Source organism: Burkholderia sp. MSHR3999 (genome assembly GCF_000833595.1).
Classification (GTDB): domain Bacteria; phylum Pseudomonadota; class Gammaproteobacteria; order Burkholderiales; family Burkholderiaceae; genus Burkholderia; species Burkholderia ubonensis.
Genome location: NZ_JRFO01000001.1, coordinates 2143592 through 2165775 on the forward strand (window position 1 = coordinate 2143592; position 22184 = coordinate 2165775).

Consider the following 22184-nt stretch of genomic DNA (forward strand, 5'->3'; position numbering starts at 1 on the left):
TGCGTTGCCGCACCCACCCCGAATTCCGACCATCATGACCGAACCGACCCAAACGCAGCCCGCCGTCGCGGCGGACGAAAACCAGATCATCGCCGAGCGCCGCGAGAAGCTGCGCGCATTGCGCGAGCAAGGCGTCGCCTATCCGAACGATTTCCAGCCGACGCACCACGCGGCCGACCTGCAGGCCAAATTCGCCGACTCGGACAAGGCCGCGCTCGAAGCGAACCCGGTCGAGGTGGCGGTCGCCGGCCGCATGATGCTCAAGCGCGTGATGGGCAAGGCGAGCTTCGCGACGGTGCAGGACGGTTCGGGTCAGATCCAGTTCTTCGTGACGCCGAACGACGTCGGCGCGGAAACCTACGACGCGTTCAAGAAGTGGGACCTCGGCGACATCGTCGCCGCGCGCGGCGTGCTGTTCCGCACCAACAAGGGCGAGCTGTCGGTCCAGTGCAAGGAACTGCGCCTGCTGTCGAAGGCGCTGCGCCCGCTGCCGGACAAGTTCCATGGTCTCGCCGACCAGGAAATGCGCTACCGCCAGCGCTACGTCGACCTGATCGTCACGCCGGAAACGCGCGACACGTTCCGCGCGCGCACCAAGACGATCGCATCGATCCGCAAGTTCATGGACACGGCCGACTTCATGGAAGTCGAGACGCCGATGCTGCACCCGATCCCGGGCGGCGCGGCCGCGAAGCCGTTCGTCACGCACCACAACGCGCTCGACATGCAGATGTTCCTGCGCATCGCGCCGGAGCTGTACCTGAAGCGCCTGATCGTCGGCGGTTTCGAGCGCGTGTTCGAAATCAACCGCAATTTCCGGAACGAAGGCGTGTCGCCGCGCCACAACCCGGAATTCACGATGATGGAGTTCTACGCCGCGTACACCGACTACCGCTGGCTGATGGACTTCACCGAGCAGCTGATCCGCCAGGCGGCGATCGATGCGCTCGGCACCGCGACGATCCAGTACCAGGGCCGCGAGCTCGACCTCGCGAAGCCGTTCCACCGCCTGACGATCACGCAGGCGATCCAGAAGTACGCGCCGCAGTACACCGACGGCCAGCTGTCGGACGACGCGTTCCTGCGCAGCGAACTGAAGCGCCTCGGCGTCGACGTCACGCAGCCGGCGTTCCTGAACGCGGGCATCGGCGCACTGCAGCTCGCGCTGTTCGAGGAAACCGCCGAAGCGCAGCTGTGGGAGCCGACGTACATCATCGACTACCCGGTCGAAGTGTCGCCGCTCGCACGCGCGTCGGACACGGTGCCGGGCATCACCGAGCGCTTCGAGCTGTTCATGACCGGCCGCGAAATCGCGAACGGCTTCTCCGAGCTGAACGATCCGGAAGACCAGGCCGCGCGTTTCAAGAAGCAGGTCGAGCAGAAGGACGCCGGCGACGAGGAAGCGATGTTCTTCGACGCGGACTACATCCGCGCGCTCGAATACGGGATGCCTCCGACGGGCGGCTGCGGGATCGGCATCGACCGTCTCGTGATGCTGCTGACCGACAGCCCGACGATCCGCGACGTGCTGCTGTTCCCCCACCTGCGCCGCGAAGACTGACCCGCCTCGCCTGCGCGCCCTGCGGCGCGCAGGCGACAGCTTTGTAACCGCGCGTAAATCCCGCCTGCCGGCGTCCGCCGGCAATCGCTCCCTCCCCCTTTTATCTCGGCCTCACGCCGGCTTTTGCCCGGTCTGGTGCACGCCCGTCCGCAAACTCCGGCAGCGAATCGTTACAACTTGATACGGCGGCCGTCCTGTGCCTGGACGACACTCCTTTTGCAAAACAACGCACGATTGCGTGCGAGGAGAGCAAAAATGGACAACCAGAATCAAACCACGCCGCAAAAGCAACGCCTCCACCCGCTCGTCGCGACCGCGGCGGGCGCCGTCATCATCGCGAGCCTCGCGGCGACGGCGGCCGTCACCGGCCTGTTCCCGAAGGCCACCAGCAGCGACGCGCAGAACGGCCAGACGCAGGCAGCATTGATTGCCTCGCAGCCGGCCGTCGATACGGCGGCGGCAGCCAGCGCGGCACGCGCTGCGCAAGCGCAGCAGCTCGCGGCCGAGCAAGCCGCGCAACAACAGCAGGCGCCGGTCGCCCAGACCCAGCCTCAACCGGCTCCGCGCCCGGCGCCGACGCACCATCGCCGCCATACGTCGACGGCGCCGCGGCCGCCTGAGTACGCGCAGCAGGGCGGCGGCTACGCGCAGCCTTCTTCGTCCTATTGCCAGACCTGCGGCACGGTCGTCGCGATCAACCAGATGCGCACGCCGGGCCAAAGCACCGGTATCGGCGCAGTGGGCGGCGCGGCGGCGGGCGGCCTGCTCGGCAACCAGTTCGGCCGCGGCAACGGCCGCACCGCGATGACGCTGCTCGGCGCACTCGGCGGCGGCCTCGCGGGCAACCAGGTCGAGAAGCAGGTGCGCGCGGAAACTGACTACCAGGTGCAAGTGCAGATGGAAAACGGCACCACGCGCACGTTCACGTACCACAACCCGCCGCCGTTCGGCCAGGGCCAGCGCGTGCGGATCGAGAACGGTACGCTGGTCGGCGCGTAACCGGCCTCGGCCCCCTGCCCGCGTGTCATGCGCGGGCAGCGTGACCCGGAAACGAAAACGGCTCGTGATCGCTCGCGAGCCGTATTTTCATCCCGAGCCGCTTGCGCCATCCGGCGCCCGCCGTGCTCAGTCTTCTTCGTCGAAGTCGGATTCGTCGATCCAGTGCGCCTGGATCGCTTCGAGGATCTTCTCGCCGGAATGCTTCGGGTCATCGTCGAAGCCGTCGAGTTCGAGCACCCACTGGCGCAGGTCGACGAAATTGATCCGCTGCGGATCGATGTCCGGATGCTTGTCCGCCAGCGCGATCGCGATCTCGCGCGAATCGGTCCATTTCATCGCCTGCCTCCTGTTCCTGTCAGTGATTTTCCTTCGCGTGGTTGATCGAGTACTTCGGAATCTCGACCACCAGGTCCGAATCTTCCTGCACGATCGCCTGGCACGACAGGCGCGACGTCGGCTCGAGGCCCCACGCCTTGTCGAGCAGGTCGTCCTCGTCCTCCTCGGACGGCTCCAGATCGTTGAAGCCCTCGCGGATCACCACGTGGCACGTCGTGCAGGCGCACGACTTCTCGCATGCGTGCTCGATCTCGATGCCGTTGTCGAGCAGGTTGTCGCAGATACTCTTGCCGGGCGTCGCGTCGATCACCGCGCCTTCCGGGCACAGTTCGACGTGAGGCAGCACCACCAGTTGAGGCATGTCCGTTCCGTCAGTCAGGTGCGGCAGCTTGCGCCGCACGATTCATCATAACGCCGGCCGTCGACGGCCGGCGTGCAAGTCCTTCGTTCAGATCTCGTCGAGCCTGCGACCCGCCAGCGCGCGCTTGATGCTCTTGTCCATCCGGCGCGCCGCGAATTCGTCGGTGCCTTCGGCCAGCGCCTTGATCGCCGCTTCGATCGCGTCGGTATCGTCGCCCTGCGCAACCGTGCGCAGCGCCGCCACGCGCGCATCGACTTCCGCGCGCTCCGCGGCGTCGAGCAGCTCGCCATCGGCCGCGAGCGCGGCTTCGGTCGCCTCGATCATCCGCTCGGCCTCGACCTGCGCCTCGCGCAACGCGCGCGCCCGCATGTCGATCTCGGCGGTCTTGAAGCTTTCCTCGAGCATCTTCGCGATGTCGTCGTCGGCGAGACCGTACGACGGCTTCACGACGACCGACGCCTCGACGCCCGAATGCTGCTCGCGCGCGAACACCGACAGCAGGCCGTCCGCGTCGACCTGATAGGTCACGCGAATCCGCGCCGCGCCGGCCGTCATCGGCGGGATGCCGCGCAGCTCGAAACGCGCGAGCGACCGGCAGTCGGCGACGAGCTCGCGCTCGCCCTGCACGACGTGGATCGCCATCGCGGTCTGGCCGTCCTTGAAGGTCGTGAATTCCTGCGCGCGCGCGATCGGGATCGTCGAATTGCGCGGGATGATCTTCTCGACGAGGCCGCCCATCGTCTCGACGCCGAGCGACAGCGGAATCACGTCGAGCAGCAGCCAGTCGTCGCCGCCGCCGCGATTGCCGGCGAGCAGGTCGGCCTGGATCGCCGCGCCGAGCGCGACGACCTGATCCGGATCGAGATTCACGAGCGGCGGCTGGCCGAAATGCTTCGCGACCGCGTCGCGGATCACCGGCATGCGCGTCGCGCCGCCGACGAGCACCACGCCCTTGATGTCGGCCGGCGTGACCTGCGCGTCGCGCAGCGCCTTGCGGGTCGGCGTCAGCGTGCGCTGCACGAGCGGCTCGACGAGCGCGGCGAACGCATCGTGCGTGACCGTCTGCACGAGGTGCGCGCCGCTCGACAGCGTCACGTCGAGCGACGCCTGCGGCGCCGCGGACAGCGCTTCCTTGAGCAGCCGCACGCGGTCGAGCAGCAGGCGCACGTCCTCGGGCGCGAGCGTGTTCGCGTCGATCCCGGCCTGCGCGAGCACGTGGCCGAACAGCGCATGATCGAAATCGTCGCCGCCGAGCGCCGAATCGCCGCCCGCTGCGAGCACTTCGAACACGCCCTTCGTCAGCTTCAGGATCGACAGGTCGAACGTGCCGCCGCCGAGGTCGTAGACCGCGTACAGGCCTTCGGCGGCATTATCGAGGCCGTAGGCGATCGCCGCCGCGGTCGGCTCGTTCAACAGGCGCAGCACGTTCAGGCCCGCGAGACGCGCGGCGTCCTTGGTCGCCTGGCGCTGCGCGTCGTCGAAGTACGCGGGCACCGTGATCACCGCGCCGACCAGCTCGTCGCCGAGCGTATCTTCCGCGCGATAGCGCAGCGTCGCGAGAATCTCGGCCGACACCTCGACCGGGCTCTTCACGCCGTCGACGGTGCGGATCTGCACCATGCCCGGCGCGTCGACGAATTCGTACGGCGCGTTCGCCGCGCCTTCGACTTCGGCCTTGCCGCGGCCCATGAAGCGCTTGACCGACACGATCGTGTTGCGCGGGTCGGTCGCGGCCTGTTCCTTCGCGTCGTGGCCGATGCGGCGGCCGCCCTTCTCGAGGTAACGCACCACCGACGGCAGCAGCACGCGGCCCGCTTCGTCCGGCAGCACTTCGGGCACGCTGTTGCGCACGGCCGCGACGAGCGAATTCGTCGTGCCGAGATCGATCCCGACGGCGAGCCGCCGCTGGTGCGGCGCCGGCGCCATGCCCGGTTCGGAAATTTGCAGTAAAGCCATCTTGGTTCGTTCGGGCGCTCGGCCCGTTTGCTGCGCGTGCCGCGAGGCACGCGGTTAAGTTTCGAGACGCTCGATCTGCGCGCCCACTTCCGACGCGACCCGCTCGATGAACATCAGCTGGCGCACCGCCTCGGCGGCGGCCTGGTCGGCGCCGCTGTCGAGCAGCGCGCCGAGGCGCTCGACGCGCGCGCGCTTCTCGTCGCGCAGCTCGGCGAGCAGCGCATCGAGCGCGTCGACGTTGCGCGCGGCCGCGGCATCCTCGATGCCTTCGCGCCACTCCATCTGCTGCATCAGGAATGCCGGTTCCATCGCGGTGTTGTTTTCCGCGCCGATATCCACGCCGCGCAGCGACAGCAGGTAGGTGGCGCGTTTCAGCGGATCGCGCAGCGTCCGGTATGCCTCGTTCGCCCGCGTCGCCCACTGCATCGCGATGCGCTTTTGCGCGTCGCCGGCCGCCGCGAAGCGGTCGGGATGCACCTGCGTCTGCACGGTCCGGTAAGCGGCGTCGAGCGCCGCGTCATCGAGCGCGAACTGCGCCGGCAGGTGAAACAGGTCGAAGTGGCTGTCTTTCAGCGAGACCATCGTCGCGTTCAATTCCGATTCGTCGCGCGGGCATTCGCCGCGCATTAAAAAGGCGGCACGCGCCGCCTGTTGCCCGCTTCGCGCGGCACCCCGCGTCACACGCGGAACGATTCGCCGCAGCCGCACTCGTCCTTCACGTTCGGGTTGTTGAACTTGAACCCTTCGTTCAGGCCCTCGCGCGCGAAATCGAGTTCGGTGCCGTCGATGTACGCAAGGCTCTTCGGATCGACGACGACCTTCACGCCATGGCTTTCGAACACCTGATCCTCGGGCGCAAGGTCATCGACATACTCGAGCTTGTACGCGAGGCCCGAGCACCCGGTCGTGCGAACGCCGAGCCGCAGGCCCAGCCCCTTGCCGCGCCGGACCAGATACTTCTGGACGTGCTGCGCTGCTTTTTCGGTCAGTGTAATTGCCATGATGTCCTTGCCGCCGCGCGCCGATCGCGGTGCGCGGCGTTCCAGCTGGTCGCTCGATTCCGCTCAGGCGGCTGCCTGATCGCCTTCCTTGACGTCGTGACGCTTCTTGTAGTCAGCCACGGCCGCCTTGATCGCGTCTTCCGCGAGGATCGAACAGTGAATCTTCACCGGCGGCAGCGCCAGTTCCTCGGCGATCTGCGTGTTCTTGATCGAAAGCGCCTCGTCGAGCGTCTTGCCCTTCACCCATTCGGTCACGAGCGAGCTCGACGCGATCGCCGAGCCGCAACCGTAGGTCTTGAACTTCGCGTCTTCGATCACGCCGTCCGCGCCGACGCGAATCTGCAGCTTCATCACGTCGCCGCAGGCCGGCGCGCCCACCATGCCGGTGCCGACCGCGTCGTCGTCCTTCGCGAACGAGCCGACGTTACGCGGGTTTTCGTAGTGATCCAGAACCTTGTTGCTGTAAGACATGACTCAGACTCCTTGACTCGTTACGTCTGCGTGCGCCAATCCGCCCGCGTGTGCATTCAATGCGGTATTCAGTGCGCGGCCCATTCGATCGTCGACAGATCGATGCCTTCCTGGTGCATTTCCCAAAGCGGCGACAGTTCGCGCAGCTTCGCGATCTTGCTGTTCAGCAGATTGACCACGTAGTCCACCTCCTGCTCCGTCGTGAAGCGGCCGACCGTGAAGCGAATCGAGCTGTGCGCGAGCTCGTCGTTGCGGCCGAGCGCGCGCAGCACGTACGACGGCTCCAGCGACGCCGACGTGCACGCGGAGCCCGACGACACCGCGACGTCCTTGATCGCCATGATCAGCGACTCGCCTTCGACGAAGTTGAAGCTGATGTTCAGGTTATGCGGGATACGGTGCTCCATGTCACCGTTCACATACGTTTCCTCGATCTGCGACAGGCCGCGCAGCAGCTTGTCGCGCAGCATGCGCACGCGCTCGTTCTCGGTCGCCATTTCTTCGCGGGCGATGCGGAACGCCTCACCCATGCCGACGATCTGGTGCGTCGGCAGCGTGCCCGAGCGCATCCCGCGCTCATGGCCGCCGCCGTGCATCTGCGCCTCGATGCGCACGCGCGGCTTGCGGCGCACGTACAGCGCGCCGATGCCCTTCGGGCCGTAGGTCTTGTGCGCCGAGAACGACATCAGGTCGACCTTCAGCTTCGCGAGGTCGATCTCGACCTTGCCGGTCGCCTGAGCGGCGTCGACGTGGAAGACGATGCCCTTCTCGCGGCAGATCTCGCCGATCGTCTCGATGTCCTGGATCACGCCGATCTCGTTGTTCACGTGCATCACCGACACGAGGATCGTGTCCGGGCGCAGCGCGGCCTTGAACACGTCGAGGTCGACCAGGCCGTCTTCCTTCACGTCCAGATAGGTGACTTCGAAGCCGTCGCGCTCGAGCTCGCGGCAGGTGTCGAGCACGGCCTTGTGCTCGGTCTTCACCGTGACGATGTGCTTGCCCTTGCCCTTGTAGAAATTCGCGGCGCCCTTGATCGCGAGGTTGTCCGATTCGGTCGCGCCGGACGTCCAGATGATCTCGCGCGGATCGGCGTTCACGAGTGCGGCCACCTGCTCGCGCGCCTCTTCGACTGCGCGCTCCGCGTCCCAGCCGTATGCGTGGCTGCGCGACGCCGGGTTGCCGAACTGCTCGCGCAGGTACGGCACCATCTTGTCGACCACGCGCGGATCGACCGGCGTCGTCGCGCTGTAATCCATGTAGATGGGCAGGTGGAGAGTCTCTTGGGTCATCTGTCGCTCCGGGTATTCTGTGCAGGGACTATGCGTTATAGGGTGTCGGCGGGTTGGCTTCTCGCTCACGAGCTTGCGATGTTGAACACCGAATTCGGGCCGAGCGGCATCGTGCGCACCGGCTCGGCGGGCGCGGCGACGGGCTCCGGCGCGCGCCGGTCGCGCAGCACCGCGGGCGCGCCTTCGCGCGTGCGCTGCTGATCGACGAGATCCTGCAGCGATACCGAATCGAGGTATTCGACCATTTTCTGGTTGAGCGTCGCCCACAGCTCGTGCGTCATGCAGTGGCCGTCGGGCTGCTTCGAGCCGTCGCACGTGCCCTTGCCGCCGCACTGCGTGGCATCGAGCGGCTCGTCGACCGCAATGATGATGTCGGCGACGGTGACGTCCTGCGCGCGGCGCGCGAGGTTGTAGCCGCCGCCCGGCCCGCGCACGGACTCGACGATTTCGTGTCTGCGCAGCTTGCCGAACAGCTGTTCGAGGTACGAGAGCGAAATCCGCTGGCGCTGGCTGATGCCTGCAAGCGTCACCGGGCCCTGCTCCTGGCGCAGTGCCAAGTCAATCATCGCCGTGACGGCGAAACGGCCTTTGGTGGTGAGTCTCATGGTGGTGTCAGGGGACTGCAATCTTGACGATTTTGGTCAAGTATAAATATTTGACGATTTTAGTCAAGTATCCCTGTCTTCGACAGGGTATTCGCGAAACGGTTAATGAAAACCGGCCGAAGTCAGCGCGGCACGCGCTGGCGCAGGGTGTCCAGCAAGCCGCGGCACGCGGCCTCACATTGGTCGAGCACTTGCTCGAAGCCTTGCGCGCCGCCGAAATAAGGGTCGGCGACCTCGGACGCCGTCGCGCCGGACGCGAATTCCATCAACAGCCGCACCTTGTCGCGATGCTGCACGGGGCAGCGCCGGCGCAATTCCGCGAGATTGGCCTCGTCCATCGCCAGCAGCAGGTCGAAGCGCTCGAAATCGGCTGCGCTCACCTGGCGCGCGCGCAGCGCCGACAGGTCGTAGCCGCGCGTGCGTGCCGCCGCCTGGGCACGGACGTCGGGCGGCTCGCCCACGTGCCAGTCGCCGGTGCCGGCCGAATCGACGTCGATCCGGTCCGCCAGCCCGGCGGCTTCCACCTGATGGCGCATCACGCCCTCGGCGGTCGGGGAGCGGCAGATGTTGCCGAGACAGACGAAACAGATCGCAACGCGGGTCATCGCACTACCGGAAGGCCGCGGCGGACCGCGTAAACGAAGAACGTGCCATTATACAAAGGCGCCCGGAATCGCGCCGTCGCGCCACGCGACGGCGACCTGCGTCAAAGCGCCTTGGGTGCGGCGAGCACGACACCGCCGGCTGCGGCGGGCAACGGCTTCGCCACGTCGTCGACGAGCCCGAACGACACGGCGCGCGCCAGCTCGGCGGATGCCTGGTGCACTGCGAGCGGCCCCCGCGACGGCGCGTCGCCGACGGCGTGCAGATAAGCGGCAGCCGCGAGCGGCACGACGATCGCCAACGGCCAGTACATCGATATTGTCTTTTTCATGATGCGACCTCCTTGACCTGACGTCCCCGGAACCCTCTCCCGGAGACTACAGGCCAGATTCTATAGGCCGCATCTATCAGGATAAATACGTAAATAGTGAACTCAGTGTTGCCGCCGGATGAACAGTCGCGCGGCGTTCAGCCGAGATGGCTGCGCGACGCGGCGTACAGCTCGCGGAACGTGCGCCCGGTCGGCACCGGCAGGTCGCGAGTTTCCATCCAGCCGCCCATCATCGGCAGGCGCCGCAGCATGCCGCCCCCGCCGCCGAGCCGCTCGAGGATGCGCACCGCGAGTTTCGTCGTCAGCGCATAAAGCGTCGGGCGGCGCGCGACGAAGCCCCACGCGGCCAGCGCCGCGCGTTCGCGCCACGGCCGCAGGCGGCGCTCGACCTGCTTCTCGCGCAGCGTGCGCAGCAGGTGCGACAGCGGGATCCCGACCGGGCAGACGCTGTCGCACTCGCCGCACAGCGTCGCCGCCTGCGGCAGGTCGAGCGTGCGATCGAGGCCGACGTAGCTCGGCGTCAGCACCGACCCCATCGGCCCCGGATAGACCCAGCCGTAGGTGTGGCCGCCGACTTTCTGATACACCGGGCAATGATTCATGCAGGCGCCGCAGCGGATGCAGCGCAGCATCTCCTGGAACTCGCCGCCGATGAGGCCGGTGCGGCCGCCGTCGACGAGCACCACGTACATGTGCTCCGGACCGTCCTCGTCGCCCGGCCCGCGCGGCCCGGTCAGCAGCGAGAAGTAGTTCGACGTCTTCTGGCCGGTCGCCGAGCGCGGCAGCAGGCGCATCGCGGTCGCGAGATCCTCGAGCGTCGGCAGCACCTTCTCGATGCCGGTCACCGCGACGTGCACGCGCGGCATCACCGTGCACATCCCCTCGTTGCCCTCGTTCGTGACGAGCGCGACCGAGCCCGTCTCGGCAATCACGAAATTGCCGCCCGTCACGCCCATGTCGGCCGACAGGAAGTGCGGACGCAGCACCTCGCGCGCCTCGCGCGTCATGTCGGGAATCTCGGTGAGGCGCTCGCGGTGATGGGTGCGCGCGAACAGGTCGGCGATCTCGTCCTTGTCCTTGTGCACGACGGGCGCGATGATGTGGCTCGGCGGCTCGTTGTCGTTGATCTGCAGGATGTATTCGCCGAGATCGGTCTCGATCGACTGCACGCCCATCTGGCCGAGCACCTCGTTCAGGCGCATCTCCTCCGACACCATCGACTTGGTCTTGATCACCTTCTTCACGTCGTGACGGCGCGCGATGTCGGCGACGAGGCGCGCCGCGTCGGCCGTCGTGTCCGCGAACAGCACCGTCGTGCCGCGCCGGGTCGCCTCGCGCTCGAACGCCTCGAGCCACGCGTCGAGGTTCTCGAGCGCGCGATTGCGGCGCGCCTTGAGCGCCGCGCGCGTCGCCGGGAAGTCGATCTGCGTCATCGCGTCGGCCCGTGCGGACACGAACTTCGTCGACAGCTTCTTCAGGTTCTGCTGCAGGCGCTGGTCGGCCAGCTTCTGGCCGGCGCGCGCCTTGAAATGCATCGATTGGACTTGCATCGCGGTATCGGGGGAGAAAGTGAGCGGACCCGGGCGTCAGACGTCGCCCGCCAGCACCTGCGCGATGTGCAGCACGCGCGTGTCGCGGTCGCCCGTGCGGCGCAACCGCCCTTCGATGTTCAGCATGCAGCCGAGATCGCCGAGCACGACGGCGCCCGCGCCCGATGCGCGCACGTTCGCGCATTTCTCGTCCGCGATCGCCGCCGAGATGTCGCCGTACTTGACCGCGAACGTGCCGCCGAAGCCGCAGCAGTGCTCGCAGTCCTTCATCTCGGTGACCGCGACGCCGCGCTGCGCGAGCAGCGCGCGCGGCTGCGCCTTCACGCCGAGCTCGCGCAGCCCCGAGCACGAATCGTGGTACGTGACCGGCCCCGCGAATTCGCCGCGCTCGAGCGTGACCTTCGCGACGTTCACGAGGAAGTCGGTCAGTTCATAGACCTTCTGCTGGAATCGGGAATAGCGGCCCATCAATTCGGGATCGTCGCGGAACAGGTCGCCGTAGTGCGTACGGATCATCCCGCCGCACGAGCCCGACGGCGCGACGACGTAGTCGAACTGCTCGAACTCGCGCAGCGTCTTCTCGGCGAGATCGCGCGCGAGCGCGCGGTCGCCGGAGTTGTAGGCCGGCTGGCCGCAGCAGGTTTGTGCGGGCGGCACGATCACTTCGAAGCCCGCGTCGCGAATCAGCTTGAGCGCGGAAAAACCGATTTCGGGACGCATCAGATCGACCAGACAGGTCACGAACAAACCGACTCGCATAGGCGCTCCTTCGAGAAAACGGCTCTCATTATCCGCCGTTTGCCCGGCAGGACCAACGCCGCCGCGCGCGGCGCGGGCGCCATGAACCGATGCGAGGACTTCCTCGAACGCCGTTCGCTTTTTTCACGATACGAGATACAATCGGCGCAACAGCGCATGACGCAGCAACCGATTCCCCAACATGACCAACCCGACCCCGGATTCCAAAACGTCGATCCAGGTGATCGAACGCATGATGCGGCTGCTGGACGCGCTCGCCGCGCACAGCGACCCCGTCAGCCTGAAAGAACTGGCGCAGCGCACCGAGCTGCATCCGTCGACCGCGCACCGCATCCTCAACGACATGGTGACCTGCCGCCTGGTCGACCGCTCCGATCCGGGCACGTACCGTCTCGGGATGCGGCTGCTCGAGCTCGGCAACCTCGTGAAGGCGCGCCTGTCGGTGCGCGACGCGGCGCTGATGCCGATGCGCGAGCTGCACCGCCTCACCGGGCAGACGGTCAACCTGTCGGTGCGGCAAGGCGACGAGATCGTCTACATCGAGCGGGCCTATTCGGAGCGCTCCGGGATGCAGGTCGTGCGCGCGATCGGCGGGCGCGCGCCGCTGCACCTGACGTCGGTCGGCAAGCTGTTCCTCGCGGCCGACGAAACGTCGCGGGTGCGCGCGTATGCGACGCGCACGGGGCTCGCCGGCCACACGCAGAACAGCATCACCGACATCGCGAAGCTCGAGCGTGAGCTGACGATCGTCCGCCAGCAATCATGTGCGCGCGACAACGAGGAACTGGAGCTGGGCGTGCGCTGCATCGCGGCGGGCATCTACGACGACTCGGGCAAGCTGGTCGCGGGCCTGTCGCTGTCGGCGCCGGCCGATCGCCTGCAGGACGCATGGCTCGGCCAGTTGAGCCGCACCGCGCTGACCATCTCGGAATCGCTCGGCTACCGGCCGGAAAACGCGAAGGAACTGGACGGCCTGCAGCGGCAAGCCTGAACCGCCGCCGCGCGATTCATTGGACGAAAAAAAGCCCCGCGACGCGGGGCTTTTTGCTGGCTGCGGCTTATCAGGTCCCGCCGTTCGACGCGTTGGCCGCCGTCAGGCGCTCGCCGCCGCCGGCGTCGAGCCAGTTGCGCAGCCGCGCCGCATCGGCGAAGCGCGAATACTTGCCGAACGAATCCAGCAGCACGATCACCATCGGTCGGTCGTGAATCGTCGCCTGCATCACGAGGCACTCGCCGGCCTCGTTGATGAACCCGGTCTTCTGCAGGCCGATGTCCCACGAGTTGTTGCCGCGAATCAGCGCGTTCGTGCTGTTGTAGGCCAGGTTCCGCTTGCCCGTATTCACCTCGTAGCTGCGATCGGTCGAGAACTTGCGGATCAGCGGATACTGGTACGCCGCGTTGACCATCTTCACGAGGTCGCGCGCGCTCGACACGTTCTGGCTCGACAGCCCGGTTGCATTCTCGAAGTGCGTATCGGCCATGCCGAGCGCCTTCGCCTTTGCGTTCATCGCGGCGACGAACGCCGGACGGCCGCCCGGGTAGTAGCGCGACATCGACGCCGCGGCGCGGTTCTCGGACGCCATCAGCGCGATGTGCAGCATGTCTTCGCGCGACAGCACCGAGCCGACCGACAGGCGCGAGCCGGTGCCCTTCTCGTAGTCGCGATCCTCGTCGGTGACTTCGATCTGGTCGGTCAGCGGCAGCTTCGAGTCGAGCACGACCATCGCCGTCATCAGCTTCGTGATCGACGCGATCGGCACGACCGCATGCGAATTCTTGTCGAACAGCGGCTCCCCACTGTTCTGGTCGACGACGTATGCGACGCTCGAGCGCAGCGCGAGCGCATCGGGCGTGTCGTGCAGCCCGAACGCCTGGCCGACGGACGGCTGGCGCGGCTGGAACGCAACCCGGCGCACCGCGCCGTGGTGGCGCACGTTCGCGGCAAGCGTCGCGCGCTTGCGTGCCGATTTCGCGCGCGGCGCGTCGTCGGCGGACGCCGATTTCACCGACTTCTTCGCGGACGAAGCAGTCGCTTTCTTCTTGGCGGCTTGGTGGGTCTTCGCAGTGGCGGCAAAAGCGTCAGCAGGCGTCATGGTGGCAGTGGCCGCCAGCAAGGCGACGGCAACCGACACCGCCGTGCCGAGCGCCATGCTCTGCAACATTCTGCGCGGTGAAAACGATTCGGCTTTCATTGGGGTCTGGACAAAGCGGCGGGAGGTTTCCGCAAGTGTAGTTAAGGCTGAAAAAATAAGCAATATTAGGCACTTACCGATCGTCTTTAAACCGGATTGTAAGCGTCGTTGAAGCTTCGATCGATCGACGCCCCCGCCCCCATCAAAAAAAATCATGACGGGTGCACAGCCCCACAGTGCTCGTATCCCGATTACCCCTCGGTTAATTGAGATAACGTCACTTTTGGAGCGATTTAAAGCGGGGAAACTACGTATCCGGCGCTCGGAGCGCCAAACTGCGCGCGTGTCGGGCCCTGGCGAAGGCACTTCGCCCCGAGCCGCACGAAACGGCGCGCTTTTCGACAAGAACAAGAGCACAACGTTCCACCCCCCTGTCAGGTTTACCTGCGCGCGATCCTGGTGCGGCCGACGTGCGCGCGGTGCGTGCGCACCATGTGGGAAAGCGCGTGGAACCGTTTCCTTAGCGCGACGATAACTCGTTGTTTTGTCGATAAATTGTCGCGATTGTGCGACGCACAAAAAGTGCTTGACATTGGCTTCTTCTGCCCTAAAATAGGTTCCATTGCTGCGTTGCACAAAGCACGCGCATCCGTGGTTCCCCTTCGTAGTGCCCTTTATCCTTGCGATCGTCGCGATCGCCTTTCAGGAGCTTGACATGTCTTTGCTGACCCCCGAGCAAATCGCTGCCGCACAGAAAGCCAACCTCGAAAGCCTGTTCGGTCTGACCACGACGGCGTTCGAAGGCATCGAGAAGCTGATCGAACTGAACGTGCAAGTCGTGAAGTCGACGCTCGCCGAGACGCAGGAAAACGCGCAGCGCCTGCTGTCGGTGAAGGATGCACAGGAACTGATCGCGCTGCAGGCGAGCCTCACGCAGCCGGTCGCGGAAAAGGTGCTGGCATACGGCCGCCACGTGTATGAAATCGCGTCGGCCACGCAGGCTGAATTCGCGAAGGTCGCGGAAGCGCAGTATGAAGAGCAGAACAAGAAGGTCCAGGCACTCGTCGACAACGTCGCGAAGAACGCGCCGGCCGGTTCGGAAACGGCCGTCGCCGCGCTGAAGTCGGCGCTGAACGCCGCGAGCACGACGTACGAAACCGTGCAGAAGGCTGCGAAGCAAGCGGTCGAGATCGCCGAAACGAACTTCAACGCCGCCGCCGCCGTTGCAACGAAGGCTGCCAGCGCCGCTGCATCGCGCCGCGCAACCAAGCCGGCTGCGTAAGCCAGCGCTTCCGTCGCTCCGGAAAGGCCGCGCCCAGCGCGGCTTTTCTTTTTTGGGGCGCGACCGACGCGGCTGCGGGAGCTCGACGGTCCTGTCGGCTCCGCTGCATCCGGTCCTTGCCGATCATCCGGACAGCGCCGCCCCGCCCCCCCGACCGAACAAACGCAAAAAAACGGCGCTTCCCCGATTTGCGGGAAGCGCCGTTTTGCGGTGCCGGCGCGCGATGGCGCCGGCGGCATTGCAGCGAGGCGTTACTTCTTGCGCTGCGGCGGCAAGTCCGTGCAGACGCCTTCGTACAGCTCGGCCGCCATGCCGATCGATTCGCCGAGCGTCGGGTGCGGGTGGATCGTCTTGCCGATGTCTTCCGCGTCCGCGCCCATCTCGACGGCCAGGCACACTTCGCTGATCAGGTCGCCCGCGTTCAGGCCGACGATGCCGCCGCCGATCACGCGATGGGTTTCCTCGTCGAAGATCAGCTTCGTGAAGCCTTCGTCGCGGCCGTTCGCGATCGCGCGGCCCGACGCGGCCCACGGGAACACCGCCTTGCCGTACTTGATGCCCTCGGCCTTGCACTGCTCTTCCGTCTTGCCGGCCCACGCCACTTCCGGATCGGTGTACGCGACCGACGGGATCTGCAGCGCATCGAAGTAGGCCTTCTCGCCGTGCGCCGCTTCCGCCGCGACGTGGCCTTCGTGCACGGCCTTGTGCGCGAGCATCGGCTGACCGACGACGTCGCCGATCGCGAAGATGTGCGGCACGTTGGTGCGCATCTGCTTGTCGACGTCGATGAAGCCGCGATCCGTGACGGCGACGCCCGCCTTGTCGGCGCCGATCTTCTTGCCGTTCGGGCTGCGGCCGACTGCGACCAGCACGAGGTCGTAGCGCTGCGGCTCGGCCGGCGCCTTTTCGCCCTCGAACTTCACGTAGATGCCGTCTTCCTTCGCTTCCGCGCCAACCGTCTTGGTCTTCAGCATCACGTTGCCGAAGCGCTTCGCGTTGTACTTTTCCCAGACCTTGACGAGGTCGCGGTCCGCGCCGTTCATCAGGTTGTCAAGCATTTCGACGACGTCGATCTCGGCGCCGAGCGTCGCGTAGACGGTGGCCATTTCGAGGCCGATGATGCCGCCGCCGATCACGAGCATCCGCTTCGGCTGCTGGCGCAGCTCGAGCGCGCCGGTCGAATCGACGATGCGCGGATCATCCGGCAGGAACGGCAGCTTCACCGACTCCGAGCCGGCCGCGATGATCGCCTGCTTGAACTTCACGACCTTCTTGCCGCCGTCGCCCTGCACTTCCATGTGATACGGATCGACGAACGCGCCGACGCCCGTCACGACCTCGACCTTGCGCGCCTTCGCCATGCCGGCGAGGCCCGTCGTCAGTTTCTTCACGACGCCGGACTTGAAGTCGCGCAGCTTGTCGAGGTCGATTTCCGGCTTGCCGAACGAGATGCCGTGCGACGCGAGCGCTTCCGCTTCGTCGATCACGAGCGCGGTGTGCAGCAGCGCTTTCGACGGAATGCAGCCGACGTTCAGGCACACGCCGCCGAGCGTCGAATAGCGCTCGACGAGCACGGTCTTCATGCCGAGATCGGCCGCGCGGAACGCGGCCGAGTAGCCACCGGGGCCGGCGCCGAGCACGAGCATGTCGCACTCGATGTCGGCGGCGCCGGCATAGCTGCCTGCCTGCGGCGCGGCCGCCGGAGCGGCTGCGGGCGCGGCCGGCGCTGCGGGCTTGGCCGGCTCGGCGGCCTTCGCGGGCGCCGCGGCTGCGGCTGCGGCTGCCGCTTCGACGAGCGCGATCACGGTGCCTTGCGAGACCTTGTCGCCGGCCTTGACCTTGATTTCCTTGACGGTGCCGGCGACGTCGCTCGGCACTTCCATGGACGCCTTGTCGGATTCGAGCGTGAGGAGCGTCTGCTCCTTTTCGATCACGTCGCCCGGCTTGATGTTGACTTCGATGACATCGACGCCGCTGAAATCGCCGATATCCGGAACCTTGACTTCGATGAGACTCATTACTGTCCCCTTCTTGATTAACTGCAGACAGAGAGAGGGAGAAACTCGCGAGTGAACTACGGCCTGACTGGAGAACGGGGGCATGGGCAGGACCACCTTTGCCGTCCGCCCAAGGACGCGCCTTTCTTTTGGTTACTTTTCTTTGGCAAGACAAAGAAAAGTGACCGCCGCCCCGCGCAGGGGCGACGCATGCAGACCGTCATGAAAGCAAGTTCAACGACGAGGCGCGGATAACCGACAGAAAACCCACGCCCCCGCGAGAAACGCCCACGCTCATCAAAGAATCACTCGACGGAAGTCGCCCAGGAGCGCGCCGAGATACGCATTGAACCGCGCGGCTTCCGCGCCGTCGATCACGCGATGGTCGTACGACAGCGACAGCGGCAGCGTGAGACGCGGCACGAACTGCTTGCCGTCCCACACCGGCTTCATCTGGCCGCGCGACAAACCGAGGATCGCCACTTCCGGCGCGTTGATGATCGGCGTGAAGTGGGTGCCGCCGATCCCGCCGAGCGACGAGATCGAGAAGCAGCCGCCCTGCATCTGGTCCGGCTTCAGCTTGCCTTCGCGCGCGGCCTTCGACAGCTCGGCCATTTCCTTCGCGATCTCGACGAGGCCCTTCTTGTCCGCATCGCGGATCACCGGCACGACGAGGCCGTTCGGCGTGTCCGCGGCAAAACCGATGTGGTAGTACTGCTTGAACACGAGGTTGTCGCCGTCGAGGCTCGCATTGAAGGTCGGGAACTTCTTCAGCGCGGCGACGACCGCCTTGATCACGAACGCGAGCATCGTGAACTTCACGCCCGCCTTCTCGTGCTCCTTGTTCAGCTGCACGCGCAGCGCTTCGAGGTCGGTGATGTCCGCTTCGTCGTTGTTCGTGACGTGCGGGATCATCACCCAGTTGCGATGCAGGTTCGCGCCCGAGATCTTCTTGATGCGCGACAGCGGCTTCGCCTCGAACGGGCCGAACTTCGCGAAGTCGACCTTCGGCCACGGCAGCAGGTTCAGCTCGCCGCCGCCTGCCGGCGCGGCCGCTGCAACCGGCGCCGCGCGCTGGCCGGTCATCACGCCCTTCACGAAGTTCGTGACGTCTTCCTTCGTGATGCGGGCCTTCGGACCACTGCCCTGCACGCGCGCCACGTCGACGCCGAGCTCGCGCGCGAACTTGCGCACCGACGGCGACGCGTGGCTGGCGCGGTATTCGCCAGCCGGCGCGGCGGCCGGTGCGGGTGCCGCAGCCGGTGCCGGCGCAGCCTTCGGCGCGGGCGCCGCTGCGGCCGGGGCCGGAGCGGCTGCGGCCGCCGGCGCGCTCGCCTGCGGCGCCGCTGCGGCGGCCGGCGCACCGGCGGCCTCGAGCAGCACGATCAGCGTGCCTTCCGACACCGCGTCGCCGACCTTCACCTTGATGTCCTTCACGACGCCGGCGGCCGGGCTCGGCACGTCCATCGTCGCCTTGTCGGACTCGAGCGTGACGAGCGACTGTTCCTTCTCGACCGTGTCGCCGACCTTCACGCCGATCTCGATCACCGGCACGTCCTTGTAGTCGCCGATGTCCGGCACCTTCACTTCGAGCACGCCGCCGGCTGCGGCCGGCGCGGCTGCCGGCGCCGGAGCGGGCGCTGCCGCCGCCGGGGCCGCGGCGGGCGCGGCCGCGCCGTTCGGCTGCGCGGCGGCGCCGCCTTCGAGCAGGATGATCAGCGAGCCTTCCGACACCGCATCACCCACCTTCACCTTCACTTCCTTGACCGTGCCGGCCGACGGGCTCGGCACGTCCATCGTCGCCTTGTCCGATTCGAGCGTGACGAGCGACTGCTCGGGCTCGACCGTGTCGCCCGCCTTCACGAGCACCTCGATGACGGGCACATCCTTGTAATCGCCGATATCCGGCACCTTCACTTCGATCGCTTGACTCATCTTTTTGTGTCTCCAGAGCCGCGCGCGCCCCTCCCGGAAGCGGCGCGCGGCATCACACGGCGCGTGTGCGTTAAACGGTCATCGGGTTGGGCTTCGACGGATCGAGGTTGTACTTCGCGATCGCATCGGCGACGACCTTGCGGTCGATCGTGCCTTCGTCCGCGAGCGCGTTGAGCGCCGCGACCGTGACCCAGTAGCGGTCGACTTCGAAGAAGTGACGCAGGTTCGCGCGGGTGTCCGAGCGGCCGTAGCCGTCGGTGCCCAGCACGACGAAGCGGCGATCGATCTGGCCGCGGATCTGGTCGACCAGCGCGCGCACGTAGTCGGTCGACGCGATGACCGGGCCCTGCGTGTCCTTCAGGCACTTCTGCACGTGCGACAGGCGGCGCTCGTCGGTCGGATGCAGCAGGTTCCAGCGCTCGACTTCATGGCCTTCGCGCGCGAGCTCGGTGAAGCTCGGCACGCTCCACAGGTCGGCGGCGACGCCCCAGTCCTTCTCCAGCAGGTCGGCGGCGGCGATCACTTCGTTGAAGATCGTGCCCGCGCCGAGCAGTTGCACGCGCGGCGCCTTCTTGCCGGCGTCGGCCTTCCTGAACGCGTACATGCCCTTGATGATGTCGGCCGCCACGTGCTCGCCCTGCGGAATCGCCGGGTGCTCGTAGTTCTCGTTCATCACCGTGATGTAGTAGTACACGTCTTCCTGGTCCTGCACCATGCGGCGCAGGCCGTCCTGGATGATCACCGCGAGCTCGTAGCCGAAGGTCGGGTCGTAGCTCACGCAGTTCGGCACCGACGCCGCCCACAGCAGCGAGTGGCCGTCTTCGTGCTGCAGGCCTTCGCCGTTCAGCGTCGTGCGGCCCGCGGTGCCGCCGAGCAGGAAGCCGCGCGAGCGCATGTCGCCCGCCGCCCATGCCAGATCGCCGATCCGCTGGAAGCCGAACATCGAGTAGAAGATGTAGAACGGCACCATGATCTCGCCGTGCGTCGAGTACGACGTCGCCGCCGCGATCCAGTCGCACATGCCGCCCGCTTCGTTGATGCCTTCCTGCAGGATCTGGCCGGTTTCCGATTCCTTGTAGAACATCAGCTGATCGGAATCTTCCGGCACGTACTTCTGGCCTTCCTGGTTCCAGATGCCGATCTGGCGGAACAGACCTTCCATGCCGAACGTGCGCGACTCGTCCGGGACGATCGGCACGACGCGCTTGCCGAGCGCCTTGTCCTTCAGCAGGATGTTCAGGATCCGCACGAACGCCATCGTCGTCGAGATCTCGCGGCCTTCACCGGTGCCCTTCAGCAGCGGCTCGAACGCGTCGAGCGCCGGCACCGGCAGCGACGTCGCCTTCTGGCGGCGCTGCGGCAGGTAGCCGCCGAGGTCCATGCGCTGCTTGCGCATGTACTCGAGTTCCTTCGAGCCTTCCTCGAACTTGATGTACGGCACGTCGGCGATCTGCTCGTCCGTGATCGGCAGGCGGAACTGGTCGCGGAACTTCTTCAGTTGCTCGACCGGCAGCTTCTTCTGCTGGTGCGTGATGTTCATCGCCTGACCGGACTCGCCCATCCCGTAGCCCTTGATGGTCTTCGCGAGGATGACGGTCGGCGCGCCCTTCGTGTTGCTGGCTTCGTGGAACGCCGCGTAGATCTTGTGCGGATCGTGGCCGCCGCGGTTCAGCGCCCAGATGTCGTCGTCGGACCAGTCGGCGACGAGCGCCTTCAGTTCCGGCGAATTGAAGAAGTGCTCGCGGACGAACGCGCCCGATTCCGACTTGTACGTCTGGTACTCGCCGTCGACGACTTCCATCATGCGGCGCATCAGCGCGCCCGTCTTGTCGCGCGCGAACAGCGCATCCCAGCGGCTGCCCCAGATCACCTTGATCACGTTCCAGCCGGCGCCGCGGAATTCCGATTCCAGTTCCTGGATGATCTTGCCGTTGCCGCGCACCGGGCCGTCGAGACGCTGCAGGTTGCAGTTGATCACGAACACGAGGTTGTCGAGCTTCTCGCGGCTCGCCATGCCGATCGCGCCGAGCGATTCCGGCTCGTCGGTCTCGCCGTCGCCGAGGAACGCCCAGACCTTGCGGCCTTGCGTCTTCGCGATGCCGCGCGCTTCGATGTACTTCATGAAGCGCGCCTGGTAGATCGCCATGATCGGGCCGAGGCCCATCGACACGGTCGGGAACTGCCAGAAATCCGGCATCAGCCACGGGTGCGGGTACGACGAGATGCCGTTGCCGCCGACTTCCTGGCGGAAGTTGTCGAGCTGGTCTTCGGACAGGCGGCCGAGCAGGAACGCGCGCGAATACACGCCCGGCGACGAGTGGCCCTGCACGAACACGAGATCGCCGCCGTGCTGATCGGACGGCGCATGCCAGAAGTGGTTGTAGCCGACGTCATAGAGCGTCGCGGCCGATGCGAACGATGCGATGTGGCCGCCGACGTTGGTGTCCTTGCCCGCGCGCAGCACCATGGCCAGCGCGTTCCAGCGCGTGTACGAGCGGATCTTGTGCTCGATTTCCTGGTCGCCGGGAATCTTCGCCTGGGCTTCGACCGGAATCGTGTTGATGTACGGGGTGTTCGCGGAGAACGGCAGATGCTCGCCGCGCGTGCGCGCGAACTCGATCTGCTTCTCGATCAGGTAGTGCGCACGACCGGTGCCGACGGAGGAGATCACACCGTCGAGCGCCTCGAGCCATTCAACGGTTTCCTGCGGATCGTCGTCACGCTCGGCGGCGACATACTTCATCACTTCGTTAGGTACAGCGGACATTCTCGTCTCCTGGTCCGGAAATGTGAGGATCGCTCTTCGTGCAGACGACGCGGCGCGACCGGCTGCGGGCAAGCTCCAGCGGATTGTAATGAGCCCGTACGGCCGCGCGCAACAAAATTTTCGAATTATGAGATCATTTCCCGCTATACGAAATATTGCTGCGGCGCACCCATGCTTCGGGGCTCCGCGGCACGTCGCCGTGCAGTAAATCCGTTTCCGTTCAACATATCCGGTATAGGTTTTCCA

Annotated in this window: 20 protein-coding genes and 1 pseudogene; 4 read left to right on the plus strand and 17 right to left on the minus strand. The window is 66.3% G+C overall.

Annotated features, from left to right (window positions below):
- Positions 1 to 34 precede the first annotated feature (34 nt).
- A complete protein-coding gene (gene lysS / locus KY49_RS09950) occupies positions 35 to 1561 on the plus strand; it encodes a lysine--tRNA ligase (protein ID WP_010091959.1) in 1527 nt (508 codons plus the stop codon).
- Positions 1562 to 1816: 255 nt separating this feature from the next.
- Positions 1817 to 2560: a glycine zipper 2TM domain-containing protein gene (locus KY49_RS09955; protein WP_042584370.1), complete on the plus strand. Its 744-nt coding sequence runs from the start codon at positions 1817 to 1819 to the stop codon at positions 2558 to 2560.
- Positions 2561 to 2686: 126 nt separating this feature from the next.
- On the opposite strand, the gene iscX is transcribed toward KY49_RS09955, so the two are convergent.
- The 12 genes from iscX to KY49_RS10015 form a co-directional block, all read right to left on the minus strand.
- Positions 2687 to 2896: a Fe-S cluster assembly protein IscX gene (iscX, locus tag KY49_RS09960; RefSeq protein WP_010091957.1), complete on the minus strand. Its 210-nt coding sequence runs from the start codon at positions 2894 to 2896 to the stop codon at positions 2687 to 2689.
- 19 nt (positions 2897 to 2915) lie between these two features.
- A complete protein-coding gene (gene fdx, locus KY49_RS09965; protein WP_010091956.1) occupies positions 2916 to 3257 on the minus strand; it encodes an ISC system 2Fe-2S type ferredoxin in 342 nt (113 codons plus the stop codon).
- Positions 3258 to 3344: 87 nt separating this feature from the next.
- Positions 3345 to 5213 carry a Fe-S protein assembly chaperone HscA gene (hscA, locus tag KY49_RS09970; protein WP_042584371.1) on the minus strand — a complete coding sequence of 623 codons (1869 nt, stop codon included), beginning with the start codon at positions 5211 to 5213 and terminating at the stop codon, positions 3345 to 3347.
- A gap of 54 nt (positions 5214 to 5267) precedes the next feature.
- Positions 5268 to 5795: a Fe-S protein assembly co-chaperone HscB gene (gene hscB, locus KY49_RS09975; protein ID WP_042584654.1), complete on the minus strand. Its 528-nt coding sequence runs from the start codon at positions 5793 to 5795 to the stop codon at positions 5268 to 5270.
- A 95-nt stretch (positions 5796 to 5890) separates the two neighbouring features.
- A complete protein-coding gene (gene iscA, locus KY49_RS09980) occupies positions 5891 to 6214 on the minus strand; it encodes an iron-sulfur cluster assembly protein IscA (protein WP_010091953.1) in 324 nt (107 codons plus the stop codon).
- A gap of 63 nt (positions 6215 to 6277) precedes the next feature.
- On the minus strand, positions 6278 to 6685 hold the full coding sequence (gene iscU, locus KY49_RS09985; protein ID WP_010091952.1) for a Fe-S cluster assembly scaffold IscU: 408 nt from the start codon (positions 6683 to 6685) through the stop codon (positions 6278 to 6280).
- 68 nt (positions 6686 to 6753) lie between these two features.
- Entirely contained in the window at positions 6754 to 7977 is a 1224-nt protein-coding gene (locus KY49_RS09990) for an IscS subfamily cysteine desulfurase (RefSeq protein WP_010091951.1), read from the minus strand.
- 65 nt (positions 7978 to 8042) lie between these two features.
- Positions 8043 to 8582: a Fe-S cluster assembly transcriptional regulator IscR gene (iscR, locus tag KY49_RS09995; RefSeq protein ID WP_042584372.1), complete on the minus strand. Its 540-nt coding sequence runs from the start codon at positions 8580 to 8582 to the stop codon at positions 8043 to 8045.
- 122 nt (positions 8583 to 8704) lie between these two features.
- Positions 8705 to 9187, minus strand: coding sequence for a low molecular weight protein-tyrosine-phosphatase (locus KY49_RS10000; protein ID WP_042584373.1), 483 nt, complete (start codon positions 9185 to 9187; stop codon positions 8705 to 8707).
- 101 nt (positions 9188 to 9288) lie between these two features.
- Positions 9289 to 9516, minus strand: a complete 228-nt coding sequence (locus KY49_RS10005; RefSeq protein WP_042584374.1) for a hypothetical protein — start codon at positions 9514 to 9516, stop codon at positions 9289 to 9291.
- A 137-nt stretch (positions 9517 to 9653) separates the two neighbouring features.
- On the minus strand, positions 9654 to 11066 hold the full coding sequence (locus tag KY49_RS10010) for a lactate utilization protein B (protein ID WP_042584375.1): 1413 nt from the start codon (positions 11064 to 11066) through the stop codon (positions 9654 to 9656).
- Positions 11067 to 11102: 36 nt separating this feature from the next.
- Positions 11103 to 11825: a (Fe-S)-binding protein gene (locus tag KY49_RS10015; protein WP_042584376.1), complete on the minus strand. Its 723-nt coding sequence runs from the start codon at positions 11823 to 11825 to the stop codon at positions 11103 to 11105.
- A 181-nt stretch (positions 11826 to 12006) separates the two neighbouring features.
- On the opposite strand from KY49_RS10015, the gene KY49_RS10020 reads away from it, so the two are divergent.
- Positions 12007 to 12816 (plus strand): IclR family transcriptional regulator, encoded by an 810-nt coding sequence (locus tag KY49_RS10020; RefSeq protein ID WP_010091944.1) that lies wholly within the window; start codon positions 12007 to 12009, stop codon positions 12814 to 12816.
- Positions 12817 to 12886: 70 nt separating this feature from the next.
- Here KY49_RS10020 and pbpG read toward each other — a convergent pair whose 3' ends face one another.
- On the minus strand, positions 12887 to 14017 hold the full coding sequence (gene pbpG, locus KY49_RS10025; RefSeq protein ID WP_042584377.1) for a D-alanyl-D-alanine endopeptidase: 1131 nt from the start codon (positions 14015 to 14017) through the stop codon (positions 12887 to 12889).
- A gap of 655 nt (positions 14018 to 14672) precedes the next feature.
- On the opposite strand from pbpG, the gene KY49_RS10030 reads away from it, so the two are divergent.
- On the plus strand, positions 14673 to 15239 hold the full coding sequence (locus tag KY49_RS10030) for a phasin family protein (protein WP_042584655.1): 567 nt from the start codon (positions 14673 to 14675) through the stop codon (positions 15237 to 15239).
- A gap of 251 nt (positions 15240 to 15490) precedes the next feature.
- On the opposite strand, the gene lpdA is transcribed toward KY49_RS10030, so the two are convergent.
- The 4 genes and pseudogenes from lpdA to aceE all read right to left on the minus strand — a co-directional run bounded on the left by lpdA (position 15491) and on the right by aceE (position 21938).
- Positions 15491 to 17257, minus strand: coding sequence for a dihydrolipoyl dehydrogenase (gene lpdA / locus KY49_RS10035; RefSeq protein WP_042584378.1), 1767 nt, complete (start codon positions 17255 to 17257; stop codon positions 15491 to 15493).
- Positions 17258 to 17373: 116 nt separating this feature from the next.
- Positions 17374 to 17460, minus strand: a pseudogene (locus tag KY49_RS39125) (ion transporter); the annotation flags it as partial.
- A 73-nt stretch (positions 17461 to 17533) separates the two neighbouring features.
- Entirely contained in the window at positions 17534 to 19171 is a 1638-nt protein-coding gene (aceF, locus tag KY49_RS10040; protein ID WP_042584379.1) for a dihydrolipoyllysine-residue acetyltransferase, read from the minus strand.
- A 70-nt stretch (positions 19172 to 19241) separates the two neighbouring features.
- Positions 19242 to 21938, minus strand: coding sequence for a pyruvate dehydrogenase (acetyl-transferring), homodimeric type (aceE, locus tag KY49_RS10045; protein ID WP_042584380.1), 2697 nt, complete (start codon positions 21936 to 21938; stop codon positions 19242 to 19244).
- Positions 21939 to 22184 lie beyond the last annotated feature (246 nt).

Excerpts from the sequence above, each read along its gene's own strand:
- lysS (WP_010091959.1), top strand. The coding sequence starts at position 35 with ATGACCGAACCGACCCAAACGCAGCCCGCCGTCGCGGCGGACGAAAAC.
- KY49_RS09955 (WP_042584370.1), top strand. The coding sequence starts at position 1,817 with ATGGACAACCAGAATCAAACCACGCCGCAAAAGCAACGCCTCCACCCG.
- iscX (WP_010091957.1), bottom strand. The coding sequence starts at position 2,896 with ATGAAATGGACCGATTCGCGCGAGATCGCGATCGCGCTGGCGGACAAG.
- fdx (WP_010091956.1), bottom strand. The coding sequence starts at position 3,257 with ATGCCTCAACTGGTGGTGCTGCCTCACGTCGAACTGTGCCCGGAAGGC.
- hscA (WP_042584371.1), bottom strand. The coding sequence starts at position 5,213 with ATGGCTTTACTGCAAATTTCCGAACCGGGCATGGCGCCGGCGCCGCAC.
- hscB (WP_042584654.1), bottom strand. The coding sequence starts at position 5,795 with ATGGTCTCGCTGAAAGACAGCCACTTCGACCTGTTTCACCTGCCGGCG.
- iscA (WP_010091953.1), bottom strand. The coding sequence starts at position 6,214 with ATGGCAATTACACTGACCGAAAAAGCAGCGCAGCACGTCCAGAAGTAT.
- iscU (WP_010091952.1), bottom strand. The coding sequence starts at position 6,685 with ATGTCTTACAGCAACAAGGTTCTGGATCACTACGAAAACCCGCGTAAC.
- KY49_RS09990 (WP_010091951.1), bottom strand. The coding sequence starts at position 7,977 with ATGACCCAAGAGACTCTCCACCTGCCCATCTACATGGATTACAGCGCG.
- iscR (WP_042584372.1), bottom strand. The coding sequence starts at position 8,582 with ATGAGACTCACCACCAAAGGCCGTTTCGCCGTCACGGCGATGATTGAC.
- KY49_RS10000 (WP_042584373.1), bottom strand. The coding sequence starts at position 9,187 with ATGACCCGCGTTGCGATCTGTTTCGTCTGTCTCGGCAACATCTGCCGC.
- KY49_RS10005 (WP_042584374.1), bottom strand. The coding sequence starts at position 9,516 with ATGAAAAAGACAATATCGATGTACTGGCCGTTGGCGATCGTCGTGCCG.
- KY49_RS10010 (WP_042584375.1), bottom strand. The coding sequence starts at position 11,066 with ATGCAAGTCCAATCGATGCATTTCAAGGCGCGCGCCGGCCAGAAGCTG.
- KY49_RS10015 (WP_042584376.1), bottom strand. The coding sequence starts at position 11,825 with ATGCGAGTCGGTTTGTTCGTGACCTGTCTGGTCGATCTGATGCGTCCC.
- KY49_RS10020 (WP_010091944.1), top strand. The coding sequence starts at position 12,007 with ATGACCAACCCGACCCCGGATTCCAAAACGTCGATCCAGGTGATCGAA.
- pbpG (WP_042584377.1), bottom strand. The coding sequence starts at position 14,017 with ATGAAAGCCGAATCGTTTTCACCGCGCAGAATGTTGCAGAGCATGGCG.
- KY49_RS10030 (WP_042584655.1), top strand. The coding sequence starts at position 14,673 with ATGTCTTTGCTGACCCCCGAGCAAATCGCTGCCGCACAGAAAGCCAAC.
- lpdA (WP_042584378.1), bottom strand. The coding sequence starts at position 17,257 with ATGAGTCTCATCGAAGTCAAGGTTCCGGATATCGGCGATTTCAGCGGC.
- aceF (WP_042584379.1), bottom strand. The coding sequence starts at position 19,171 with ATGAGTCAAGCGATCGAAGTGAAGGTGCCGGATATCGGCGATTACAAG.
- aceE (WP_042584380.1), bottom strand. The coding sequence starts at position 21,938 with ATGTCCGCTGTACCTAACGAAGTGATGAAGTATGTCGCCGCCGAGCGT.